Origin of the sequence: Xanthomarina sp. (assembly GCF_035306705.1) — a bacterium.
Classification (GTDB): Bacteria; Bacteroidota; Bacteroidia; order Flavobacteriales; family Flavobacteriaceae; genus Xanthomarina.
In genome coordinates, this window is record NZ_DATGNO010000034.1 from 1 (window position 1) to 21348 (window position 21348).

A 21348-nucleotide genomic window follows, 5' to 3' on the forward strand; every position below is an offset into this window, starting at 1 on the left:
CTTAATGAACAAGAATTATTATGCCATTTTAATGGCTGGAGGCGTTGGATCTAGATTTTGGCCTGTTAGTACGCAAGATTTTCCGAAGCAATTTCACGACATGTTGGGAACGGGGGATACCTTGATACAAAAAACATTTCAGAGGCTTTCCAAGCTTATTCCAAAAGAAAATATCTTTATTTTAACCAATGATCGTTATAACGATTTGGTTTTCGAGCAATTGCCAGAAGTCAACCAACGGCAAGTTGTTTTGGAGCCGGCCATGCGCAACACGGCGCCTTGTATTTTGTATGCTTCCTTAAAAATACAGAAGGAAAATCCAGATGCTGTTATGATTGTGGCACCAAGCGATCATTGGATCGAAGACGAGCAAGCTTTTACAGATAATGTGCAACAAGCATTTGATTATTGCTCGAAAAACGACGCTTTAATGACACTTGGTATTAAGCCTACTTTCCCAAATACGGGGTATGGCTATATTGAATACAATACCAGTTTTGAAACAGATATTAAACAAGTAGAGCAATTTAGAGAGAAACCAGATTATGAAACGGCTAAGAAATTCTTGGAACAAGGTAATTTTTTATGGAATGCTGGTATTTTTATGTGGCATGTAAAGCACGTGGTTGCAGCCTTTAAAAAGAATCAGGAAACTTTGTATCAGCTTTTCGAAAAAGGTATTCCTGTTTACAACACGGAAGAGGAATCCGATTTTATTAGCGAAAATTACGGAAAAGCCGAAAATATTTCAGTGGATTATGCCATTATGGAAGCTTCAAAAAACGTCTATGTTATTCCTGCTACTTTTGATTGGAACGACCTAGGAACCTGGGGAAGTTTATACGATAAATTAGAAAAGGACGAGAACCAGAACGCGGTTGTGAATGCAAGAACCCTTTTGGAAGATGCTTCGGGCAACATGATTCGAACCCAAAAAGATAAGGTGGTAGTGGTTGATGGTTTGAAAGATTATATTATAGTTGATAAGGAAGAGGTGCTTCTTATTTATCCGAAATCGAAGGAACAAGACATTAAAACTGTGCTCAATAAAGTAAAGGACACCTTTGGAAATTCCTTAGGATAGGTTTCAAATAAAATAATGAGCTCCCAAACGTACAAACGATAAATGGATGCGTTTTATTTCTATATTCGCACTTTGGTTTTAAACTAAATAACATGGAAGAAAATAAATTTAATTTCTCTGAAGAAGCTTCACCTAAAAATGAAACTGCCGAAAATGAAAAAAAAGATCAAGCTGTCAAGGATTCAAAACGTGCCGTAAAAAAGGATGCGAAAGGACTTTATCAGAATGTTAAAATATTTGTAACCGAACTTTTAGATTTTAGAGACGATACCGATAGAGACGAAACCATCGAGTCCATTAAAAGGGATATTTCCTTTAAAGGTGCCACCGCATGGATTTTAGTCTGTTCTATTTTTGTGGCTTCTGTGGGTTTAAATGCTAACTCGACGGCTGTTGTTATTGGAGCCATGTTAATTTCGCCCTTAATGGGGCCGATTTTGGGAGTAGGAATGTCGGTTGCTGTTAACGACATCGATACCATGAAAAAGTCGTTAGTCAACTTAGCCATCATGATTGTTTTAAGTTTATTGACCGCATTTTTATTTTTCTGGTTATTTCCACTCAGCGAAGATACTTCCGAACTTTTAGGACGCGTAAAACCAGATATTAGAGATGTCTTGATTGCGTTTTTTGGTGGTGCCGCTTTAATTATTGCAAAAACAAAACGAGGAACTATTGCTTCTGCCATTCTTGGAGTAGCCATTGCAACGGCCTTAATGCCTCCATTATGTACGGCAGGATATGGTTTGGCAAAAGCCAACTGGCCTTACTTTTTTGGTGCCATGTATTTGTTTATTATCAATACCATTTTTATTGCTTTAGCCACTTTTATTGTATTAAAAGCCTTGCGATTTCCTATGCTTAAATACGCCAATTCTGCCAAACGTAAGCGTATTGCGCGAATAGCCTCTGTTTTAGCCATTGTTGTTATGGTTCCGGCTCTTTGGACCTTTGTAAAAGTTTTAAAGGAAAGTAGGTTTTATGCAGATGCCAGAAATTATGTTGAAAATGAAATAAGCGGTCTGCCACAATCTGAATACATCAAAAAGAACGTGATTTACAAGTACGATGCCAACGAATCTTTTATTGTGTTTAACACGTATGGGTTAAGTGAAATGCCACAACCGACCATTGATTTGTTACAGCATAGAAAAGATGCCTATCCCGCTTTAAAAAACACCAAAATAGTATTTAATCAAAGCAGGGTAGAGCAGTATGATAATTTAAAATATATGGAACAATTGCGTTATCGGGACTCTGTGGATTTAATGTCGCAATCGCAAAAAATCGCCTTTCTTGAAAATCGTTTACGGGCCTTAACTGTTTTAGAAAAATACACCATTCCTTTTAATGAAGTGGTGCAGGAAGCAAAGATTAATTACGAAAACCTGTCGGCTTTTAGTTATGCCAGCCGTATTAGCACAAATTTTAAAACTTCGGACACCATTCCAGAATTTTTGGTTTCATGGAATAAAGCAAAGATTAAAGAAAGTGACATTGCCAAAGAACAAGATAAATTGGAGCGTTGGTTAAAGGTGAAATTAAAATTAGATACATTAGTTGTAAGACGTGTTAATTAATTTGAAGTTTTAATTCCACCAGAATGAAAAAAATTCCATTTGCCTTGGCCATCTATTTCTTTGGAAGCATTATTTCTTGCTGTTCAGACGAAGGGAGCATTACTTATGAAACGATTGTTTCTGCAGACGTTTTATTGTTTTCTTTTGATGAAAATGGCATCTTTCCTTATATGGATGAATTCAATCCCAACGAATTGGGAATTGCGGTTTCAGCCGATTCTATTTCCTCTAAGATTGTGTTTGCTAAATCCGTATCAAACATGGATAAAGCCTATGCTTGCGAGGATCCAAACCAAGTGTTTTATACCAACACCATAGATTCTTTACATGTAATAACTGTATACGATTTTGATAGTCAGCATTTAGCTGGAAGTCCAGTTAATGATCTCTTGTTATACTTGGATCATTTTGGAGTTACCTCGCCTATTAACATCCAGGAAACAGAGTCTAGAATGCATCTCTATAAGTTTTCGAAAGCTCCGGAAAACGACAGTCTTCAATTTAGAATTTCGGGCAGAATTACCCATCAAGGTACTTTTGAAAAAACAACCGACTTGGTGGTTTTAGAATAAACCGTTGAGGTTTTTAAAGAATTTTAGAACTTGGAAAAGACTTAATGTCTTTCCTCTATATACATTTGGCGTACTTTTTTGAACAGCTCGGACGAGTATACAAAATCGGTAACAGCCTCATTATCTGTTCTAAAAATATTTTCTTTAGACCCTTCCCACGCTTTTAAACCATCTTTTAGAAACACAATTTTCTCACCTATTTCCATCACGGAATTCATATCGTGAGAGTTAATAATTGTGGTAATATTATATTCGTTTGTAATTTCATGAATCAAATTATCGATAACAATAGCTGTTTTTGGATCTAAACCAGAGTTGGGCTCATCGCAAAACAAATACTTTGGTTTGTTTACTATGGCTCGTGCAATTGCTACCCGTTTTTGCATCCCTCCAGAAGCTTCACTAGGCATTTTTTTATGGGCATCTTCGAGATTCACACGTTTTAGAACAAAATCGGCACGATCTTCCATTTCACTTTTACTTTGTTTGGTAAACATGCGTAGGGGGAACATGACGTTTTCTAGAATAGTCATCGAATCGAAGAGGGCGCTTCCTTGAAAAACCATGCCTATTTCAGAACGAAGGTTTCCTTTTTCGTTGGCAGTCATTTCAGAATAATCTTTCCCATCATAAAGAATACTGCCTTCTTCTGGCTGAAACAATCCTAATAAACATTTTAAAAAAACTGTTTTTCCAGAACCACTTTGTCCAATAACCAAACTCGTTTTTCCTTTTTCAAAAGAGGTAGAGATGCCTTTTAAAATATGGGCGTCACCAAAGGATTTATGTATGTTTTTTACTTCAATCATGCGCTAAGTAGGAGTTGGGTTAATACGTAATTTAAAAGAATGATAACCACACTGGTCCAAACAAAAGAGGTGGTACTTGCTTTTCCTACCTCCAGCGCGCCACCCTTCATAAAATACCCATGAAATGATGGAATGGTTGCCAAAACAAAGGCGAAAACAATGGTTTTTATAAAGGCATAGGTAATATGGAACGGAATAAAATCCAACTGAAGACCAATAATATAATCGTCTAAGGTGCTAAAGCCTCCATAAATACACGCGGCCATTCCTCCAATAATTCCTAAAAACATAGCAATAGAAATAACAAAAGGATACAGCATTAAAGCAATAAATTTAGGAAAAACCAAATAGTTAATCGCATTAATACCCATGACCTCTAGGGCGTCAATTTGTTCTGTAACACGCATGGTTCCTATGCTTGAAGTAATAAAAGAACCCACTTTTCCTGCCATGATAATGGAGATAAAGGTAGGAGCAAATTCAAGGATGATGGATTGTCTGGTGGCAAAACCCACCAAGTATTTTGGAATTATGGGACTTGTAATATTTAAGGCAGTTTGAATGGTTACAACGCCTCCAACAAAAAACGAGATAAAGGCCACAATCCCTAAAGATCCAATAATTAAGTCGTCTATATCCTTAAAGATAAGATATCTCATTACAGACCATTTGGTTGGTTTGCGAAACATATCTTTAATCATTATAAAATAAGCCCCAATATTATGAAGGTACGTCATATTCTAATTTGTTCCTGCTAATGTATAAAAACTAAAGGTTTTTTAACCTTAATTTTAAATAATGATGTGTTAAATTCCTTATTTTTGAACTTTAAAATCCATGTCTAAAATGAAAAAACTAGTTCTTGTTCTAAGTCTTGCAATATTAAGTATTTCTTGTAAATCTCAAAGCGAAACAGCTACATTTGTTAATAAACCATCCAATTTACATGATCAACCAAAATTAGTAGTTGGAATAGTTGTGGACCAAATGCGTTACGATTATTTAACACGGTTTTACAACAAATATAGCGAAGGAGGTTTTAAGCTCCTGATGAATGAAGGGTTTAATTGCAAAAACAATCATTATAATTATACACCAACCTATACGGGACCAGGACATGCTTCTATTTATACCGGAACTACCCCAAAATATCATGGTATTATAGCCAATTATTGGTATGATAAAGAAATTAAGAAAACCGTGTATTGCGCAGGAGATGATACTGTAAGTTCTGTTGGTACAGACGAAGATTCCGGAAAGATGTCGCCACATAGAATGCAAACAACTTCTTTTGCAGATGAGAATAGATTGTTTACCCAAATGCGAGGAAAAACCATAGGCATTTCCATGAAAGATAGAGGCGCTATTTTACCAGCAGGACACACTGCAAATGCGGCCTATTGGTTTCAGGGAGAAGATGAAGGCAACTGGATTACAAGTTCTTTTTATAGAGATGATTTACCAAGTTGGGTCACTAGTTTTAATGCTTCGGATGCTTCGGAATCCTATTTAAAAACATGGAACACCTTATACGATATAACTACGTATACAGAAAGTGGACCGGATTTAAATACGTTTGAAGGTGGATTTAAAGGCAAGGAAACAGCAACGTTTCCGTATGATTTAAAAGCTTTAAGCAAAGCAAATAAAGGTTTTGATATTTTAAAAGCTACGGCCTATGGAAACGATTTAACCACAGATTTTGCTATTGCTGCCATTGATGGAGAGCAATTAGGACAAGATGAATTTACCGATGTTTTGGCTCTTAGTTATTCTAGTACAGACTATGTAGGACATAATTTTGGAGTAAACTCTAAAGAAGTTGAAGACACTTATATCCGTTTAGATAAAGATATTGAGCGTTTAATTCAAGCGCTTGATGCTAAAGTGGGAAAAGGGAAATATACCTTGTTTTTAACTTCAGATCACGGAGCTGTTGAAGTGCCTGCATATTTACAGAGTGTGAATATTCCAGCCGGTTTGGTTGATAATAAAGCAAGGAAAGAAAGTCTTAATGCTTTTATGACCAAGACTTTTGGAGCTTCAGATTTGATTGAGAGTATGAGTAACAATCAAATATTTTTAAACAGAGAGAAAATTGCTTTGTTAAATTTGGATTTGGAAGCTGTTCAAAAACGTATAGTGAATGAAGTTATAACCTATCCAAATATAGATAAGGCGTATACCGCAACAGCTATGGGTTCCACTTCGTTTTCTCGTGGTATTGAAGAACTTGTACAGAATGGGTTCAGTCAAAAGCGTTCAGGAGATGTTTTAATTGTAGATGGTCCAGGTTATTTATCGTATGGTAAAACAGGTTCTTCACATGGTTCAGGTTTAAATTACGACACCCATGTTCCACTTTTATTCTATGGAAAGGGAATCGCGAAAGGAAGCACCTTGCAAAAAACAAGAATTGTAGATATTGCGCCAACTATTTCGGCTTTATTAGGCATTAGTTTCCCAAGTGGAGCTATAGGAATACCGTTGGAGATTGTATTGAGTGAATAGGTGGGTGATTTTTGATTGTTGAATGAAAAAGGACTAAATAGTATAGGCAGAGACTATAGGGAAGAAGTGTGAAAGAAGAATTAGAAAAAAGACTCTTAATTCATTGGTTTTAACTGAGGGATTTTAATTTTGAATACTGAACTACTTTCTATAAAGAAAATAGTTGTTTACCAGATCAATATAGGTTTGTTTGGCTTCGTCCTGGGTGATGTTTTTAATTTGAAATAACGCATTCGTTTTAAATGCAGAAATAAGAGGTTTGCTACTACTTGGACGGCCATAGTCGTTTGTAGCTTTTTTATAATAGGCATATAAACGCAGCAAAAAGTCTGCAGGAAACGGTTCTGTATATGCGTTGATTCTATCTACAGCTTCTTTAAATTCTATATCTAACTCTTCTGAATTCATTATTTTTCCGCAATGATGGTTTCCCCACCACGTACTTTTTGATTTAATTGCACTTTAATATTTGTGTCCAAAGGTAGAAATAAATCTACTCTCGAACCAAATTTTATAAATCCAGAATCGGCTCCCTGTAACACTGTATCATCTACATTGGCATAATTAACAATGCGTTTAGCCAAAGCTCCGGCTATTTGTCTATATAACACTTTTCCATAAGTTGCATTTTCTACTACAACCGTGGTGCGTTCATTTTCTTCACTAGCTTTTGGATGCCATGCGACCAAATATTTTCCTTTGTGGTATTTGCTAAACAGCACTTTTCCTCCAATAGGATGTCGTGTAACATGTACATTTATTGGCGACATAAACACACTTACTTGAAGGCGTTTTTCGTTAAAATATTCTTTTTCAAAAACCTCTTCTATCACCACTACTTTTCCATCCACTGGAGAAACCACCGTATCTTCATTTTTATGGGTAAAGCGTTTGGGGTTTCTAAAAAATTGTAAGATGAGTATTAAGAACATCAAAAACACAATCATCAATGAGGTACTTAACCAAGGAATAGTTACAAAACTATCTGTAAGTAAAAATGCAGCAACAACAATAACTAGGGTTGCTAAAATAATTTTATGGCCTTCTTTATGAAACATAATTTATAATTCGTAAAAATAAATATATAAAAGGAGCAGCAAATATAATGCTATCAAACCTATCTAATAGTCCACCGTGTCCCGGCATAATAACTCCACTGTCTTTAACACCTGCTTGACGTTTAAATTTAGATTCAATCAAATCGCCTAGGGTACCAAAGACGCTAATAATGATACCTAAAATCAACCAATGGTTAAAACTTAGAGTTTCGGTAAAGGTAGCAATAAAATAACTTGCTATGCTAGCAAAAAATAAACCGCCTAAAAACCCTTCCACAGTTTTTTTAGGTGAAATACTCGGGAACAGCTTTTGTTTCCCAAAATTCTTCCCTACCAGATATGCAAAGGTATCGTTTGTCCAAACCAAAATAAAGCACCCTAGGATAATTAATGGGCTAAAAGTTTGATGATAGTTAGCAATTAAAACCAGGAATACAAAACCACTAGACAAGTAAAACGTAGTAATGGTTATTTTTTTTGAAATAAATAAAGGAATGTTTTTTTCGGTGAATAAATCCTTAATCAGAAACAATTGTACAAAAATAGTTATTACCTGAAGGATTTGGGTGGCTTCTACCAAGCCATTATGAGATTTCATTACGAACTGCCAATAGCCAAATATACCATACAATAGGATGAATACGATATAAGGTGCGAAAGATTTATAATGAATAAGTTTTTTTAGTTCGGCAACACAAATAAGGCCAAATACAAAAAACAGGAGTAAAAATACATGTTGATTGTAGAGTGAAAAAATCAATAAAGAAACATATAAAAGACCAGAAAGCGATCTCACTAAAATTTCTTTCATTCGTTTGTATTTATGTCTCTATTTAAAAAAGAATATGAAATTCGTTTATTTTTTTAAATATAGAGATTGGTTCGTTGGTTTGGTTTGTAAACTGCTATAAATCTTCTAAAAGTAGCAAATATAAGTTTTTTGAGCTACTGCCATAAGACAAAAAGTCTTTTTCTTCTAAAGATTTAAAGTGTTTAATTGTTGTAATGTTTGTTGGGATTTTTTTGGTATTCTTGGATTTAATACCTCTTAAGCCTTCACTGATGCTTTCAACAATTTGACTGGTTGTTGCAAAAACAATAAAATGATCTGGAAGCTCTTTTAACTTTTTCTCAGCTATTTGGTTTGAAGAGATGAGAAGAGACCCATCGTCTGCAATTAAATTTTCGCAGGTACAAATAAAATAGGTGGCCTCTTGCGAGTAGTTGGAAATAATTAAATCGAAATCCTTAAAACGATCTTTTAAATTGCTATCGTAAATAAGCACTTTACTATCGTTCCAATTATTCTCTTGAAGGATGTTATTTAAAGAGCTATAAATTTCGTCCAAATTTTCGCAATATAGAAATTTACCGCCATTCGCCTTAAAGTTTATTGTAAACCTTTCGTCAACAGGGAGTTTGATCTCTGGCATATATTTGCCTCTTTCATGCGACTTTAATTCTTCTTCTGATTTTTCAGATTTGGAACCAAAAATTTTTCTAAAAAGACTCATTTAAATTTCAGCTATTAATCTAGGAATCGTGGGCTTCTTGTCAAATATAAAAAATCTTAAATTAACCATAGGGTCAATTTAAGATTTTTGCTTATTCTTAACAAATATAAATGAGATAATTATTCCTCTTCATTTTTGTCAAGTTCTTTTTTTTCTTCTACTACAATTGTTTTATCTGGAACGAGTTCTTCTTTTTCAAAAGGACGCTTACCAAATATCTTCTCTAAGTTATCTTTAAAAATAACTTCTTTTTCTAGTAGAACTTCTGCTAGCTCAGTTAATTTATCTTTATTTTCTATAAGAAGTTTAACAGCTCTTTGATATTGTTCTTCAATGATTCTTGAAATTTCATTATCGATTAATTCTGCAGTCTTTTCGCTATAAGGTTTTGTAAAACCATATTCGTTTTGTCCTGAAGAATCGTAATAGGTTAAGTTTCCAACTTTTTCGCTCAAGCCATAAATGGTAACCATGGCTCTAGCTTGTTTGGTTACTTTTTCCAAATCGCTTAATGCTCCAGTAGATATTCTATCGAACATCACTTTTTCGGCAGCACGACCACCTAAAGCAGCACACATTTCGTCCAGCATTTGTTCTGGATGCACAATTAAGCGCTCTTCTGGTAAATACCAAGCAGCTCCTAAAGAACGTCCACGAGGTACAATGGTTACTTTAACCAATGGGGCAGCGTGTTCCAACATCCAGCTTACTGTAGCATGACCAGCTTCGTGATAAGCAATGGCTCTTTTTTCTGCAACAGTCATTATTTTGTTTTTCTTCTCTAAACCACCAACGATTCTATCTACAGCATCCAAGAAGTCTTGTTTGTCTACAGATTTCTTTTCTTGTCTAGCAGCAATTAAAGCAGCTTCGTTACAAACGTTAGCAATGTCTGCTCCAGAAAATCCAGGAGTTTGTCTCGCTAAGAAATCGATATCTAAATCTTCAGCTTTTTTAAGAGGTCTTAAATGAACTTCAAAAATTTCTTTACGTTCACGAATATCTGGAAGGTCCACAAAAATTTGTCTATCAAAACGTCCTGCACGCATTAATGCTTTATCTAAAACGTCTGCTCTGTTGGTTGCAGCTAAAACAATTACATTGGTATTGGTTCCAAAACCATCCATTTCCGTTAATAATTGGTTTAGTGTATTTTCTCTTTCGTCGTTAGAGCCAGAGAAATTATTTTTTCCTCTTGCACGTCCTATGGCATCAATTTCATCAATAAAGATAATGGCAGGCGATTTTTCTTTGGCTTGTTTAAAAAGGTCTCTAACTCGAGAGGCACCAACTCCTACAAACATTTCAACAAAATCCGATCCTGATAATGAGAAGAAAGGTACTTGTGCTTCTCCTGCAACTGCTTTTGCAAGCAAGGTTTTTCCAGTTCCTGGAGGACCTACCAATAAAGCACCTTTAGGGATTTTACCTCCTAAAGACGTGTATTTTTCTGGGTTTTTAAGAAAGTCTACAATTTCCTGTACTTCTTCCTTAGCGCCTTCTAATCCGGCTACATCTTTAAAAGATGTTTTTACATCAATATTTTCGTCAAACAGTTTGGCACGAGATTTCCCTATGTTGAAAATCTGACCGCCGCCACCGCCACCGCCACCAGAGGACATACGACGCATGATAAATATCCAAACTCCAATTAAAAGAATAAATGGAAGTAATCCAATTAGAAAATCTCCCCAAAGGTTTTGTTCGGTTTTATACTCGATTTTTGGTTTTGGATCTAAATGCTCTTCGGCAATAGCTTTAGAAATGTCGTCTTCAAAATTTTGAAGATCTCCAAACTCAAATTTGTAATTAGGTAATTTTGTAGCTGAAGGTAATAAGGACGTTGGCTTCGATTGTTTATGAATGTCCTTTTGTTCCGCTTGAGGAGTTAAGTACACTTTGGCTTCGCGCCTATTAACTATTTCAACTTTTTCTACATCGCCATCTTTTAGATAGTTCATAAATTGTGAAGGTGTTGTTGTTCCAGCTTCCTGAAAACTACTTCCACTAAATATTTGCATCGTTAAAAAAATGACTATAATAATACCATAAATCCAGTATGGACTGAATTTTGGTTTTTTGGGATTAATATTTTTCTTATTTGACATTAATTCTTTTTAGTATTTTGTTTCAATAACAGTTGTTTTTGCGTCTCCCCAGAGACCTTCTATATCGTAATACTGTCTAATATGTTTTTGGAACACGTGTACAACAACGTTAACATAATCCATTAAAACCCATTCGGCATTATCTTCTCCCTCAATATGCCAAGGTTTGTCCTTTAATTCTTTACTTACTTTCTTCTGGATGGAATTTACAATGGCATTAACTTGAGTGTTAGATTTACCTTCGCATATTATAAAGTAGTCGCAAACTGTATTTTCAATTTCCCTTAAATCGAGAATATTGATATCTTCTCCTTTTACATCTTCAATTCCACTTAAGATATTTGCTATTAGCAAGTCTGCGTTAGATTCTTTTTTCGCCATTAATGATTTTTAATTTGTGCAAAGTTATTATTTTTTAGTTCTTTATACTCTAAAATTTTCATAAGATTTTATAGTACAAATATAACTATATTATTATGCGTATAATCAAACTTAGTGCCATCGATTCTACAAATAGCTATTTAAAGCAATTAAGTGCAAACGAGTCTTTAGAGGATGCCACTGTGGTAGTTGCTGATTATCAAACCAATGGGCGCGGGCAGATGGGTACGGTTTGGGCTTCTGAAGCGTCTAAAAACCTTATGTTTAGTGTTTTAAAAGATGTTTCTTGGCTGGATATTGACAGGAGTTTTTATATAAGTATGGCCACTTCTTTAGCTATAGTTAGAACTTTGGACAGGTTTTTAATTCCAAAACTGCGTATTAAATGGCCTAACGACATTTTGTCAGAAGACATGAAGATATGTGGAGTTTTGATTGAAAATGTCATAAAACAAAATCAATTGGTAGAGACTATCATTGGTATTGGCTTAAATGTGAACCAAACAAATTTTGTAGGATTGCCTAAAGCGTCTTCCCTTCATCTTATTTCTGGAACTCTTTTTAATTTAGATGAAGTTTTACGGGCTATAGTTGCAGATTTAAACCATTATTTCAAGCTTTTGGAACTTGGTAGGTTTCAAGAAGTGAAAGCGGCTTACGAAAAGGTATTGTTTAGAAAAGACAAGCCTTCAACATTTAAGGATGTTGAAGGCTTTATGTTTTCTGGTTTTATAAAATCGGTAACTCATTCAGGAAACCTACAAATCTTGCTAGAAGACGAGGTTTTAAAAGAATACGATTTAAAACAAATTCAGTTGTTGTATTAAACCGCTTGAGGAATATTTCCTGCCAGGGTTTCGATGAATTTTGAGATAGGTCCTTTGATCATCATGGCCATCATGGCGTTAAATTCGCCATCAAACATTAGTTTTACTTCACTTTTTCCAGGCTCAGTTTCTGTAATAAGACCCGTAAGAGAAAAGTCTATTTTCCCTCCAGCTGCTCCTAATACAATTTTATTTGGGGCTACAAGTTCCTTTTTCTTAAGTACAATTTCTGGCATCCCTTTTAAGGCAAATAAAAATTTATCCTCTCCTAAGACTTCAAATTTATTGATGTTTTCGGGCATTAGTTTTTCGAAGTTTTTAATTTCTGATAAAAAATTAAAGACCTCTTCTGGCGATTTATCTACTTGTACTGTTGGTGATTCTAAATTCATGTGTTTTGTATTAAACAGGATTAATTACCGTTCCATTCGCTTGGATTGGCATTCCAATCCGTTAGTGTTTTTAATTCCTTTTGTGAAATATAATTAGTTTCTAGGGCTTCTTCCAGCAAGCTTTGGTAATTGCTTAAAGTCTCAACAAAAATGTTTTCTTCTTCAAAGCTTTTATGGGCAACATCAAAACCATAAGAAAAAATAGCCATCATGCCTTTCACGTTTAAATTGGCTTCTTTTAAGGCTTTAACAGCATTTAAGCTGCTTTTTCCAGTGCTTATTAAGTCTTCAATAACGACCACGTTTTGTCCACTTTCTGCGTGTCCTTCAATTTGGTTTTGTCTTCCATGCGACTTGGCTTCAGGGCGTACATATATAAATGGTACACCTAAGTATTCGGCAACTAACATGCCAATACCAATAGCTCCAGTGGCAACTCCTGCAATAACATCTGGTTTCCCGTATTGTTTTTCAATTTGTTTAGCCATGGTTTCGCGAATGTAATTCCGTATGGTTGGATACGACAATATAATTCTATTGTCGCAATAGATAGGCGATTTCCATCCTGATGCCCAAGTAAAAGGCTCGTTAGGGCTTAATTTAATAGCGTTTACTTGCAATAAAACTTCTGCTGTTTTTCTTGCGGTATGTTTGTTAAAAATCATAACGGCAAAATTACACTTTTTTAATTAAATTTTAAATTTGATTTTGAAATTATAATTACTAATGAAATTTATTGTTTTAAACCAAAAGTTTTTATTTTTACCAGATATAAATGTTTCAATCGTCTTATGTATAAAGTTTTTGTAAACGATAAACCGATAGTTTTAACGACTGTGGTTGAAAAGGAAAAAGGGTTTAAAAATTATTTTTTAAAAACAGTCGATCTAAATAAGGTTGTAAAAGAACTTAATAAGACAAATTTAAATGAAATAAGACTTATTCATAAAGACGAGGAAAAACTCTTGAAAAAGTTTTTAAAAAAACTGCCTAATGTGGTTGCAGGAGGTGGAAAAGTGTATAATGATAAAGGTGAAATTTTATTTATTTACAGAAATGATAAATGGGATTTGCCAAAAGGTAAAACCGAAAAAAAGGAACCTATAGAACTTACGGCCATTCGAGAAGTGGAAGAGGAGACAGGTATTAAAGATCTGGAAATAGTGAAACCACTAGAAACCACTTATCATATTTTTAGGCGCAATGGTAGGAATAAAATTAAAATCACTTATTGGTTCGAAATGAAAAGTTCTTATAACGGAATTTTAGTGCCTCAAGAAGATGAAGGGATTACCCAAGTTGTTTGGTTGGATGAAATTGGAACCCAAAAAGCCCTTGAAAATTCTTATGCCAATATTAAGCTTCTTATGTGATTTAGTTGCCTATAAGAAGTTCTAAGTTTTTTAAAACAATACTCGAAATGACACATTTGGCGTGATTCCTAAAGCCATGTTTTCCACTTGAATAATCTTTTTATCGGCGTCCATAATATAGTAGCTATTGATACTGTTTTTTCTGTCAAAAATATTCCAAACAGAAGCGCCAACCTCTGCTTTGGTTTGTTTTGAAAGTTTGAAATTATAGGTTGCTGAAAAATCTGTGCGCCAATAATCGGATAAATTAGACGCGTTTGGTGCTTCAAAAATCAAGGTATTTTGAGCTTCAGATTGTTCGCTGTTTAACAGCGTCGTTGGTTTTCCGGAATGCCAATTCATCCCTAATGCTACTTTTAATTGGTTTAAAGTGTAAGTTCCAGAAAGGTTCAATTGATGTTGGATGTCTACATTGTTTGGAAACGGATTTCCATTGTTCAACTCGGGAAAGGTGTACTTGTTTTTGCTATATGAATAACTAAACCAAGAACCAAAACGGTTAAATTGCTTATTGATTAAAAAATCCAGACCTTTTACTGTATAGTTTCCAATGGTATTTGTGTATTGGTATTGATTTTGAAAACCTTGACTTCTAGAGGTTATGTTATCAACCTGTTTTAAGTAGCCCACCAAACTAATAAGTAGTTGGTTGTTGTTATATTGAATTCCCGTTGATATTTGTTGACTTTTAATAATAGGAATATCTTCATTATTGGCTAAAATCCAGCGCTTCTTTTCAATTCCTAAAAAATCGTTTTGGAGGTCGATAATTTGCGAGGTGCTCTGGCTGTTTAATTCGCCAAGAGCTTCCACCCTAAAATTGTTGGCAATTTTCTGATTAAAACTCAAGCGCGGTTCAAAATAAAAATCTGAAAACTTTTCGATATAATTTGTTCGAAATCCGAAGCGCGCTCTGGTGTTTCCCGATTTTGATTTAAACGTAAGTTCATTAAATAAACCATGTGTTCTTAAAACCTCTTTTATATAACGTCTATATTCCGGATTATTAACGTCTTCTAAATTGCCTATACCAATTTCAGAATAGTTATAACCTCCTAAATAATTTAGATAATCGTCTATATTATATACTAGTTGAGCTTTAAAACTGCCATCTGTTACTTGGTTTTCCTGTATTAGGTTTTGGTTGTTGCTAATATCTAAATGGTTGGCGTATAAATCGTATTTAGAATAATATGCTTGTAAAATGGTTTTTAATTTCGGGCTCCAATGGCGTGTATAAGCACCATTTAAAGCCATGCTTCCTTGGGTGAGCTGACTGTTAGAATTCTTTTCTATATTATTGATTGTGGCCGTTTCGTCGTAATCCAAGGCATTTTCAATAAGCAAAAAACTTACTTCCAGCTTATCGTTTTTAGAGATGTCGTAATTGACTTTTGCAGACATATCGTAAAAATAAAAATCTTCGTTGCTGGTAATAACAGTTTCTATAGGGTTGTTTAAGTTCGACGCTCTAAAAATTCGTTTAAAATATTGTTTGTAGGTTGGAGTGTCGAAAGCATCTGTTAGAGAGCGTCTTCCCGCGAATTGTACCGAGAGTTTTTTAGAGATAGGAATTTGTATAAAGCCATCTACAGCTATCATATTTGCACCAAGTCCAGCCTTGAATTCTTGGGACACTTTGTTGGAGCTTTTCATATGAATAATTCCAGAAACACCTTCACTAAATTGTGTGCTAGACCCATTTTTTGAAACTTCAACAGCATCTATCAATAAGGGATTAAAGGCTGAGATTAATCCGAAGAAATGACCCGATTGATACATTTTCACGCCATCCCAAAGGATTAAATTTTGATCGTTGGTTCCACCACGAATATTTAAATTCGAAACCCGTTCGTCTGAACTTGTGATTCCGGGCAAAGCCTGAACAGTTTGTAACACATCAGCTTCAATTAAACCAGGTAAAATGCCAAACGATTTTAAGCTAATGAGTGTTGTTCCATCCGCACGAATGGAGATGCCTTCGGTTAAATAATTTGTAATAAGTACCTCGTCTAGGTATTGGGTGATGGTTATATTGGATACATTAATGGGTCTAATGGCATAGCTAGTTTTATCTATGGCTTCAAAAATTAGTTGTGTTTCAGTTTCCAAAAAGGAGATAAGATCTGCTTTATCAAGATTTTTGTTTGGAATTGGGATTTTTTTGTTTTCAATAGTTGCATCGGCATAAGAAAAGGAGATGTTGTATTGGTGTTCAATTGTATTTAAAATAGATTTTAAATCTTGAGTAGCGTTGGGAATATCTTGGGCATAAAGTAAACTAAGCCCTTTAAAAAAGCAGCAAAACAGAATTAAAAAACGTTTACTTAGCATACAACACAATCAAACTATCTTCTTTAGAATAATCCAGATTTAAGGGTAAAGTTATGGCTTTTAGCGCGAGGTCTAAATTGTTGTGAACAAAATGTCCAGTAAACAACACGGTTGTATCAATGTTTTTGGTGTCGATGGAAACTTGATACTGGCGCTCCAATTCCTCTAAAACATATTTGTAAGGCAAGCTGTAAAACTGGCTTTGGTTATGTATCCAAGCTGGCTCTTTGGCATCTTCCTTTTTTGTAATTACAAATTTATTGCCAAGAATTAAAAAGCGCTCTTTGGGCTTTAGAATTTCTGTACTTATATCTGTTTCCACCTTCACGGAACCTTCATAACAAACGACTTCAAAAATATCATTTCTATTTTTTACCAAAAATTGGGTTCCAAGCACTGTTATGGTTCCAGTTGGAGTTTCCACTTTAAATTTAGAACCTTTTTCAACCTTAAAATAAGCTTCCCCATCTAAGGTCAAACTTCGATTTTTATTCCAGCTTCTTTTATTATAACTAATTTCTGTAAGAGCATTTAGGCTTACAACCGAATGGTCTGGTAATTCTATGGTTGTTTTTTCGGCACTCAAGGTGGAAATATGGGTGTCTGAATTTGTAGTAAAATAATACACACTAAAAGAAATGGCCAATAAAGCGGCGGTGCGTAAAACAGGTTTTAGCCAATTTATTTTCTTATTTACTTGAGCTTTATCTGAAATGGTTTTAGAAATTTCCTCAAAAACAATCGGCTCATCAAATTCCGGCGCTTTAAATTTCTTTAGGCCTTCATTTAATTTCATTAAGGATTTGTAGCCGTCCAAAGCTTGAAACTCTAAAAGTTCCTCAGGGCTTAAGTCGTCTTGCAACCATTTTTTAAGTAATTTTTCTTCCATAATAGTTTATTCACATATAAAACAGTTATCCTTTGGTTTCTCCTACCTTCAAAAATTTAGATGCCATCAATTTCTTTTCGTAACTGCTTTAAAGCGCCATAAATACGCTTTTCTACGGCTTTGGTTGAAATATCTAAAAGTTCTGCAATTTCCTTGTGTTTTTTCCCTTCAACCCGATTTAGTAAAAAAGCAATCCGTTGAGCTTCTGTTAAATTTGAAATGGCTTTTTGGAGTTTTTCCATATATTCATTTTCCTCCAAAATAAATTGAGGTGTTTCGTTGGTAGCGTGTTTTGGCTTAATTTCTTGATGTTTTAAAACCACTTTTTGGTGTGCCACTTCATTCAACATTAAGTTATTGGCAACCGTAAATAAAAAAGATTTAGCTTTAGAAGGAGTCACTTTTTTGCAATTTTCCCAAAGTTTTATAAAAGCTTCTTGTACTTTGTCCTGCGGATTTAAATGGCTGCCAAATTTATAGTACAAAAAATCATGCAAGTTTTTACCATGCGTCTTAAATAGCTTTTCAAAAAGCTTTTCGTTACAAATATGGTCGTTTAAATCTTTGGACATCGTTTAATTTTGTAATTGTAAATGTATAAAAAAAGTAATGTCGTGGTAGGAGTTTTTAATTTTAAACTGTTTTATAAGAAAAGAGACTAACCTAAAATATTTAATAAAATGAAACTACCAATCAAACTTCCCTTAGTGCTATTTTCTTTTATGATTTTATTTTTTACAGCATGTCAAAATGAAGTTTTAGAAGAAACCCCACAGAATCAAGGAGAAATTATTACACCAAATTCCAACTTAACAAATATGATGCGAAACACTTCGGCACATAACGGAAGTGCGGATAATATATTGGATAATAGTAATTGTTTTGCCGTAAACTTACCCGTTACCATTGTAGCCAACGGAATTACTCTTACCATAGAAACCTTGGACGATTTGAGTTTGATAGAAGCCATTTTTGATGCTAGCGGAACAGACGACGACGCCCTGGATTTTCTATTTCCTATAACTATTATCTTAAACAATTATACAGAAGTGGTTATTGAATCTGAAGACCAACTCGAGGACTTTATAGATATCTGTTTGGACGATGACGATGTTATTGAATGTGCGAATTTTGTATTTCCTATTTCCTTTTCTATTTATAATACCGATTTCCAAGTGATAGAAACGGTTGTAATTACTAACGATTATCAATTATATGTGTTTTTGGAAAATCTGGATGACGATGACGACGAAACGCAATTAGTGAGCTTAAATTTTCCGGTGTCCATTAGCTATGTAAATGGTGAAACTATTCAGGTTTTTAATAATCAGGAATTAGAAAATGCCATCAATGCTGCTGAACAATATTGTGATGAGGATTGTTCTGAAGCTTTTATCTTAGAAAACCTTAAAACCTGTTTTTGGCAAATTGAGAGTTATAATGGCGACGATCATTTAATGGATTACTACTTAAATTTTAAAGGAAACGATTCGCTACAGGTTACTACCGCAAATCTAGATACCATAGAAGCAAATTGGCAAGTTACTACTTCTAGTTCTGGAGCCTATAAGTTGGTTATTTCTAATTTTATAGAAGCCGTAAATGGTGCATGGATTTTTGATGATTGCGATGATGATGAATTCGAATTTGTTCAAGCCATTCCAAATTCCAATAATTTTAACACCATGGAGTTAGAGCAAAATTGTTCTTCAAGTTCGAGTCCGTTTGATTGTTTTGAAGATGTAACGGTTACTGCCTGCGATTTTGACAACGATGGATTTGCCACTTTCGAATTGGAAACTCTGGTACTTGGGCCTGTTATTTGTACGGCTTATTTCAGCCCATCTTTTCATGAAACATTGGCGGATGCTGAAAATAATGTCAATGCCATAGCGCAGCCAAATGCCTATGTGAACGCGACAAATCCGCAAACTATTTATTTAAGAATAAGTGCTTTAAATGGACCGTTTGAAGTTTATGAAATAGAATTAATAGTTGAAGCTTGTAATTCAAATTGTTCAGCAGATGATGTGCAGGATATGATGTTAGATTGTGAGTGGACGCTAACAAGTTTTGCTGGAAGCGATTTTAGTATGTTCAACATCGAATTTAATTCCAATAATGAAGCTGTTATTTTTATGCCAAATGGCACGGAAGAATATACAGCCAATTGGACCGTTTCTCAGCAGGGCAATGATGTACAAGTAATTATTAGCAATGTATCTGGTGGAAACGTACAAATTATAGCGGGTACCTATCTTGTCGTGGAATGTGCAAGCGAACAATTAATTTTACATGATGTCACCAATAGCAGCAATGAGTTGGTGTTAGATAAAGATTGTGGTTAAGAATTAGTTTTTAAGTTATTAAGAAGATGAATCGATTAAAGGGTTGCTAATTTTAGCAACTCTTTTTTTATATAATTAATTCTATATGAAACTTCATAAATACACTTGAAAGTGCTATTTTTGTGCCTCTTAAAAATGAAGATCCATTATGTTTAATAATTTAAGCGAAAAGTTAGATAAAGCCTTACATGTTCTTAAAGGACACGGAAGTATTACAGAAGTAAACGTTGCCGAAACCTTAAAAGAAGTTCGTAGAGCGCTTTTAGATGCCGATGTTAACTTTAAAATTGCTAAAGATTTTACTGTTCGAGTAAAGGAAAAGGCTCTTGGACAAAACGTATTAACTACACTTCAGCCAGGACAATTAATGGTTAAAATCGTTAAGGACGAATTAACCGAACTCATGGGAGGAGATGCAGAGGGACTTAATTTGTCTGAAAATCCGAGCATTATTTTAATGTCTGGTTTGCAGGGTTCTGGTAAAACTACCTTTTCTGGAAAACTGGCTAATTTTCTTAAAAACAAAAAAACAAAGAAACCTTTATTGGTAGCTTGTGACGTGTATCGTCCTGCTGCAATCGACCAATTACACGTCGTTGGAGAGCAGATTAACGTTGAGGTTTTTAGCGATAGAGGCAATACAGATCCAGTTGCAATTGCAAAAGCCGGTGTGGCTTATGCCAAAGCCAATGGTTTTAATGTGGTAATTATAGATACCGCTGGTCGTTTGGCTGTAGATGAGGCCATGATGACCGAAATTTCGAACATCCATAAAGCCGTAAAACCACAAGAAACGCTATTTGTTGTAGATTCTATGACGGGGCAGGATGCGGTTAATACAGCAAAAGCTTTTAACGACGTCTTGAATTTTGACGGGGTTATTCTAACAAAATTAGATGGTGATACTCGTGGAGGAGCTGCTATTTCCATTAAATCTGTAGTAAATAAACCTATTAAGTTTATTGGTACCGGTGAAAAAATGGAAGCTATTGATGTGTTTTATCCGTCACGTATGGCCGACAGAATTCTTGGAATGGGAGACGTTGTGTCTCTTGTAGAAAGAGCTCAAGAGCAATATGATGAAGAAGAAGCAAGAAAAATCCAAAAGAAAATTGCCAAAAATCAATTTGGTTTTGACGATTTCTTAAAGCAAATTCAGCAAATCAAGAAAATGGGGAACATGAAAGACCTTATTGGAATGATTCCTGGAGCTGGAAAAATGATGAAAGATATTGATGTGGACGATGATGCCTTTAAAGGGATTGAAGCTATTATCCATTCCATGACCCCTTTGGAACGTACAAACCCATCGGTTATAAATGCCAGTAGAAAAAAACGTATTGGAAAAGGCTCGGGAACATCGGTTCAAGAAGTGAATCAGTTGTTAAAGCAGTTTGATCAAATGAGCAAGATGATGAAGATGATGCAAGGCGGAAAAGGAAAAGCCATCATGCAAGCCATGAAGGGAATGAAGTAAAGTTCAGTCTCAGTTTTCAGTAGCAGTATACAGTTTTAGTTTTTAAAAAATTATTTAAATATATTATAATAAAGCTTTGCGCCTTTGCGTC

The 21348-nt window shown here is 34.7% G+C and carries 21 protein-coding genes; 8 read left to right on the forward strand and 13 right to left on the reverse strand.

Features of this window, described 5'->3' with window-relative positions; all coding sequences use genetic code 11:
- The first annotated feature begins 4 nt into the window (after positions 1–4).
- The 3 genes from VKY47_RS02820 to VKY47_RS02830 all read left to right on the forward strand — a co-directional run bounded on the left by VKY47_RS02820 (position 5) and on the right by VKY47_RS02830 (position 3236).
- A complete protein-coding gene (locus tag VKY47_RS02820; RefSeq protein ID WP_324310226.1) occupies positions 5–1084 on the forward strand; it encodes a mannose-1-phosphate guanylyltransferase in 1080 nt (359 codons plus the stop codon).
- 92 nt (positions 1085–1176) lie between these two features.
- A complete protein-coding gene (locus VKY47_RS02825; protein WP_324310180.1) occupies positions 1177–2664 on the forward strand; it encodes a DUF389 domain-containing protein in 1488 nt (495 codons plus the stop codon).
- Positions 2665–2687: 23 nt separating this feature from the next.
- A complete protein-coding gene (locus tag VKY47_RS02830) occupies positions 2688–3236 on the forward strand; it encodes a hypothetical protein (protein WP_324310182.1) in 549 nt (182 codons plus the stop codon).
- Positions 3237–3277: 41 nt separating this feature from the next.
- Here VKY47_RS02830 and VKY47_RS02835 read toward each other — a convergent pair whose 3' ends face one another.
- Positions 3278–4045, reverse strand: a complete 768-nt coding sequence (locus VKY47_RS02835) for an ABC transporter ATP-binding protein (protein ID WP_324310184.1) — start codon at positions 4043–4045, stop codon at positions 3278–3280.
- Positions 4042–4782, reverse strand: coding sequence for an MlaE family ABC transporter permease (locus VKY47_RS02840; RefSeq protein ID WP_324310185.1), 741 nt, complete (start codon positions 4780–4782; stop codon positions 4042–4044). The genes VKY47_RS02835 and VKY47_RS02840 overlap by 4 nt, the downstream gene beginning before the upstream one ends.
- Before the next feature lie 109 nt (positions 4783–4891).
- Here VKY47_RS02840 and pafA point away from each other — a divergent pair, with 109 nt between their 5' ends.
- Positions 4892–6556: an alkaline phosphatase PafA gene (gene pafA, locus VKY47_RS02845; RefSeq protein WP_324310186.1), complete on the forward strand. Its 1665-nt coding sequence runs from the start codon at positions 4892–4894 to the stop codon at positions 6554–6556.
- 141 nt (positions 6557–6697) lie between these two features.
- Here the strand turns inward: pafA and VKY47_RS02850 are convergent, their stop codons facing one another.
- The 6 genes from VKY47_RS02850 to rsfS all read right to left on the reverse strand — a co-directional run bounded on the left by VKY47_RS02850 (position 6698) and on the right by rsfS (position 11617).
- On the reverse strand, positions 6698–6964 hold the full coding sequence (locus VKY47_RS02850; RefSeq protein WP_324310188.1) for an acyl-CoA-binding protein: 267 nt from the start codon (positions 6962–6964) through the stop codon (positions 6698–6700).
- A complete protein-coding gene (locus VKY47_RS02855; RefSeq protein ID WP_324310190.1) occupies positions 6964–7614 on the reverse strand; it encodes a phosphatidylserine decarboxylase family protein in 651 nt (216 codons plus the stop codon). Before VKY47_RS02855 ends, VKY47_RS02850 begins: the two co-directional genes overlap by 1 nt.
- Positions 7604–8425 carry a phosphatidate cytidylyltransferase gene (locus VKY47_RS02860; RefSeq protein ID WP_324310191.1) on the reverse strand — a complete coding sequence of 274 codons (822 nt, stop codon included), beginning with the start codon at positions 8423–8425 and terminating at the stop codon, positions 7604–7606. Before VKY47_RS02860 ends, VKY47_RS02855 begins: the two co-directional genes overlap by 11 nt.
- Before the next feature lie 94 nt (positions 8426–8519).
- Positions 8520–9128, reverse strand: coding sequence for an LUD domain-containing protein (locus VKY47_RS02865; RefSeq protein WP_324310193.1), 609 nt, complete (start codon positions 9126–9128; stop codon positions 8520–8522).
- Between the two features lie 119 nt (positions 9129–9247).
- The gene (gene ftsH / locus VKY47_RS02870; RefSeq protein WP_324310194.1) at positions 9248–11236 is read right to left on the reverse strand and encodes an ATP-dependent zinc metalloprotease FtsH; all 1989 of its coding nucleotides are present in this window, start codon (positions 11234–11236) and stop codon (positions 9248–9250) included.
- A 9-nt stretch (positions 11237–11245) separates the two neighbouring features.
- Entirely contained in the window at positions 11246–11617 is a 372-nt protein-coding gene (rsfS, locus tag VKY47_RS02875) for a ribosome silencing factor (protein WP_324310196.1), read from the reverse strand.
- Between the two features lie 95 nt (positions 11618–11712).
- Here rsfS and VKY47_RS02880 point away from each other — a divergent pair, with 95 nt between their 5' ends.
- Positions 11713–12444: a biotin--[acetyl-CoA-carboxylase] ligase gene (locus tag VKY47_RS02880; protein ID WP_324310197.1), complete on the forward strand. Its 732-nt coding sequence runs from the start codon at positions 11713–11715 to the stop codon at positions 12442–12444.
- On the opposite strand, the gene VKY47_RS02885 is transcribed toward VKY47_RS02880, so the two are convergent.
- Positions 12441–12836, reverse strand: coding sequence for an SRPBCC family protein (locus VKY47_RS02885; RefSeq protein ID WP_324310198.1), 396 nt, complete (start codon positions 12834–12836; stop codon positions 12441–12443). The genes VKY47_RS02880 and VKY47_RS02885 overlap by 4 nt on opposite strands.
- A 20-nt stretch (positions 12837–12856) precedes the next feature.
- Positions 12857–13501 carry an orotate phosphoribosyltransferase gene (gene pyrE / locus VKY47_RS02890; RefSeq protein ID WP_324310200.1) on the reverse strand — a complete coding sequence of 215 codons (645 nt, stop codon included), beginning with the start codon at positions 13499–13501 and terminating at the stop codon, positions 12857–12859.
- A 126-nt stretch (positions 13502–13627) separates the two neighbouring features.
- Between pyrE and VKY47_RS02895 the strand changes: the two genes are divergently transcribed.
- A complete protein-coding gene (locus tag VKY47_RS02895; protein WP_324310203.1) occupies positions 13628–14209 on the forward strand; it encodes an NUDIX hydrolase in 582 nt (193 codons plus the stop codon).
- 30 nt (positions 14210–14239) lie between these two features.
- Here VKY47_RS02895 and VKY47_RS02900 read toward each other — a convergent pair whose 3' ends face one another.
- The 3 genes from VKY47_RS02900 to VKY47_RS02910 are packed head-to-tail and all read right to left on the reverse strand — an operon-like array spanning position 14240 to position 18004.
- A complete protein-coding gene (locus VKY47_RS02900) occupies positions 14240–16543 on the reverse strand; it encodes a TonB-dependent receptor plug domain-containing protein (protein ID WP_324310204.1) in 2304 nt (767 codons plus the stop codon).
- On the reverse strand, positions 16533–17432 hold the full coding sequence (locus VKY47_RS02905; protein ID WP_324310206.1) for a FecR family protein: 900 nt from the start codon (positions 17430–17432) through the stop codon (positions 16533–16535). Before VKY47_RS02905 ends, VKY47_RS02900 begins: the two co-directional genes overlap by 11 nt.
- A 56-nt stretch (positions 17433–17488) precedes the next feature.
- A complete protein-coding gene (locus VKY47_RS02910; protein ID WP_324310207.1) occupies positions 17489–18004 on the reverse strand; it encodes an RNA polymerase sigma factor in 516 nt (171 codons plus the stop codon).
- 108 nt (positions 18005–18112) lie between these two features.
- Between VKY47_RS02910 and VKY47_RS02915 the strand changes: the two genes are divergently transcribed.
- The gene (locus tag VKY47_RS02915) at positions 18113–19780 is read left to right on the forward strand and encodes a hypothetical protein (RefSeq protein ID WP_324310208.1); all 1668 of its coding nucleotides are present in this window, start codon (positions 18113–18115) and stop codon (positions 19778–19780) included.
- Between the two features lie 148 nt (positions 19781–19928).
- Positions 19929–21257: a signal recognition particle protein gene (gene ffh / locus VKY47_RS02920; RefSeq protein ID WP_324310210.1), complete on the forward strand. Its 1329-nt coding sequence runs from the start codon at positions 19929–19931 to the stop codon at positions 21255–21257.
- The last annotated feature ends 91 nt before the right edge of the window (positions 21258–21348 follow it).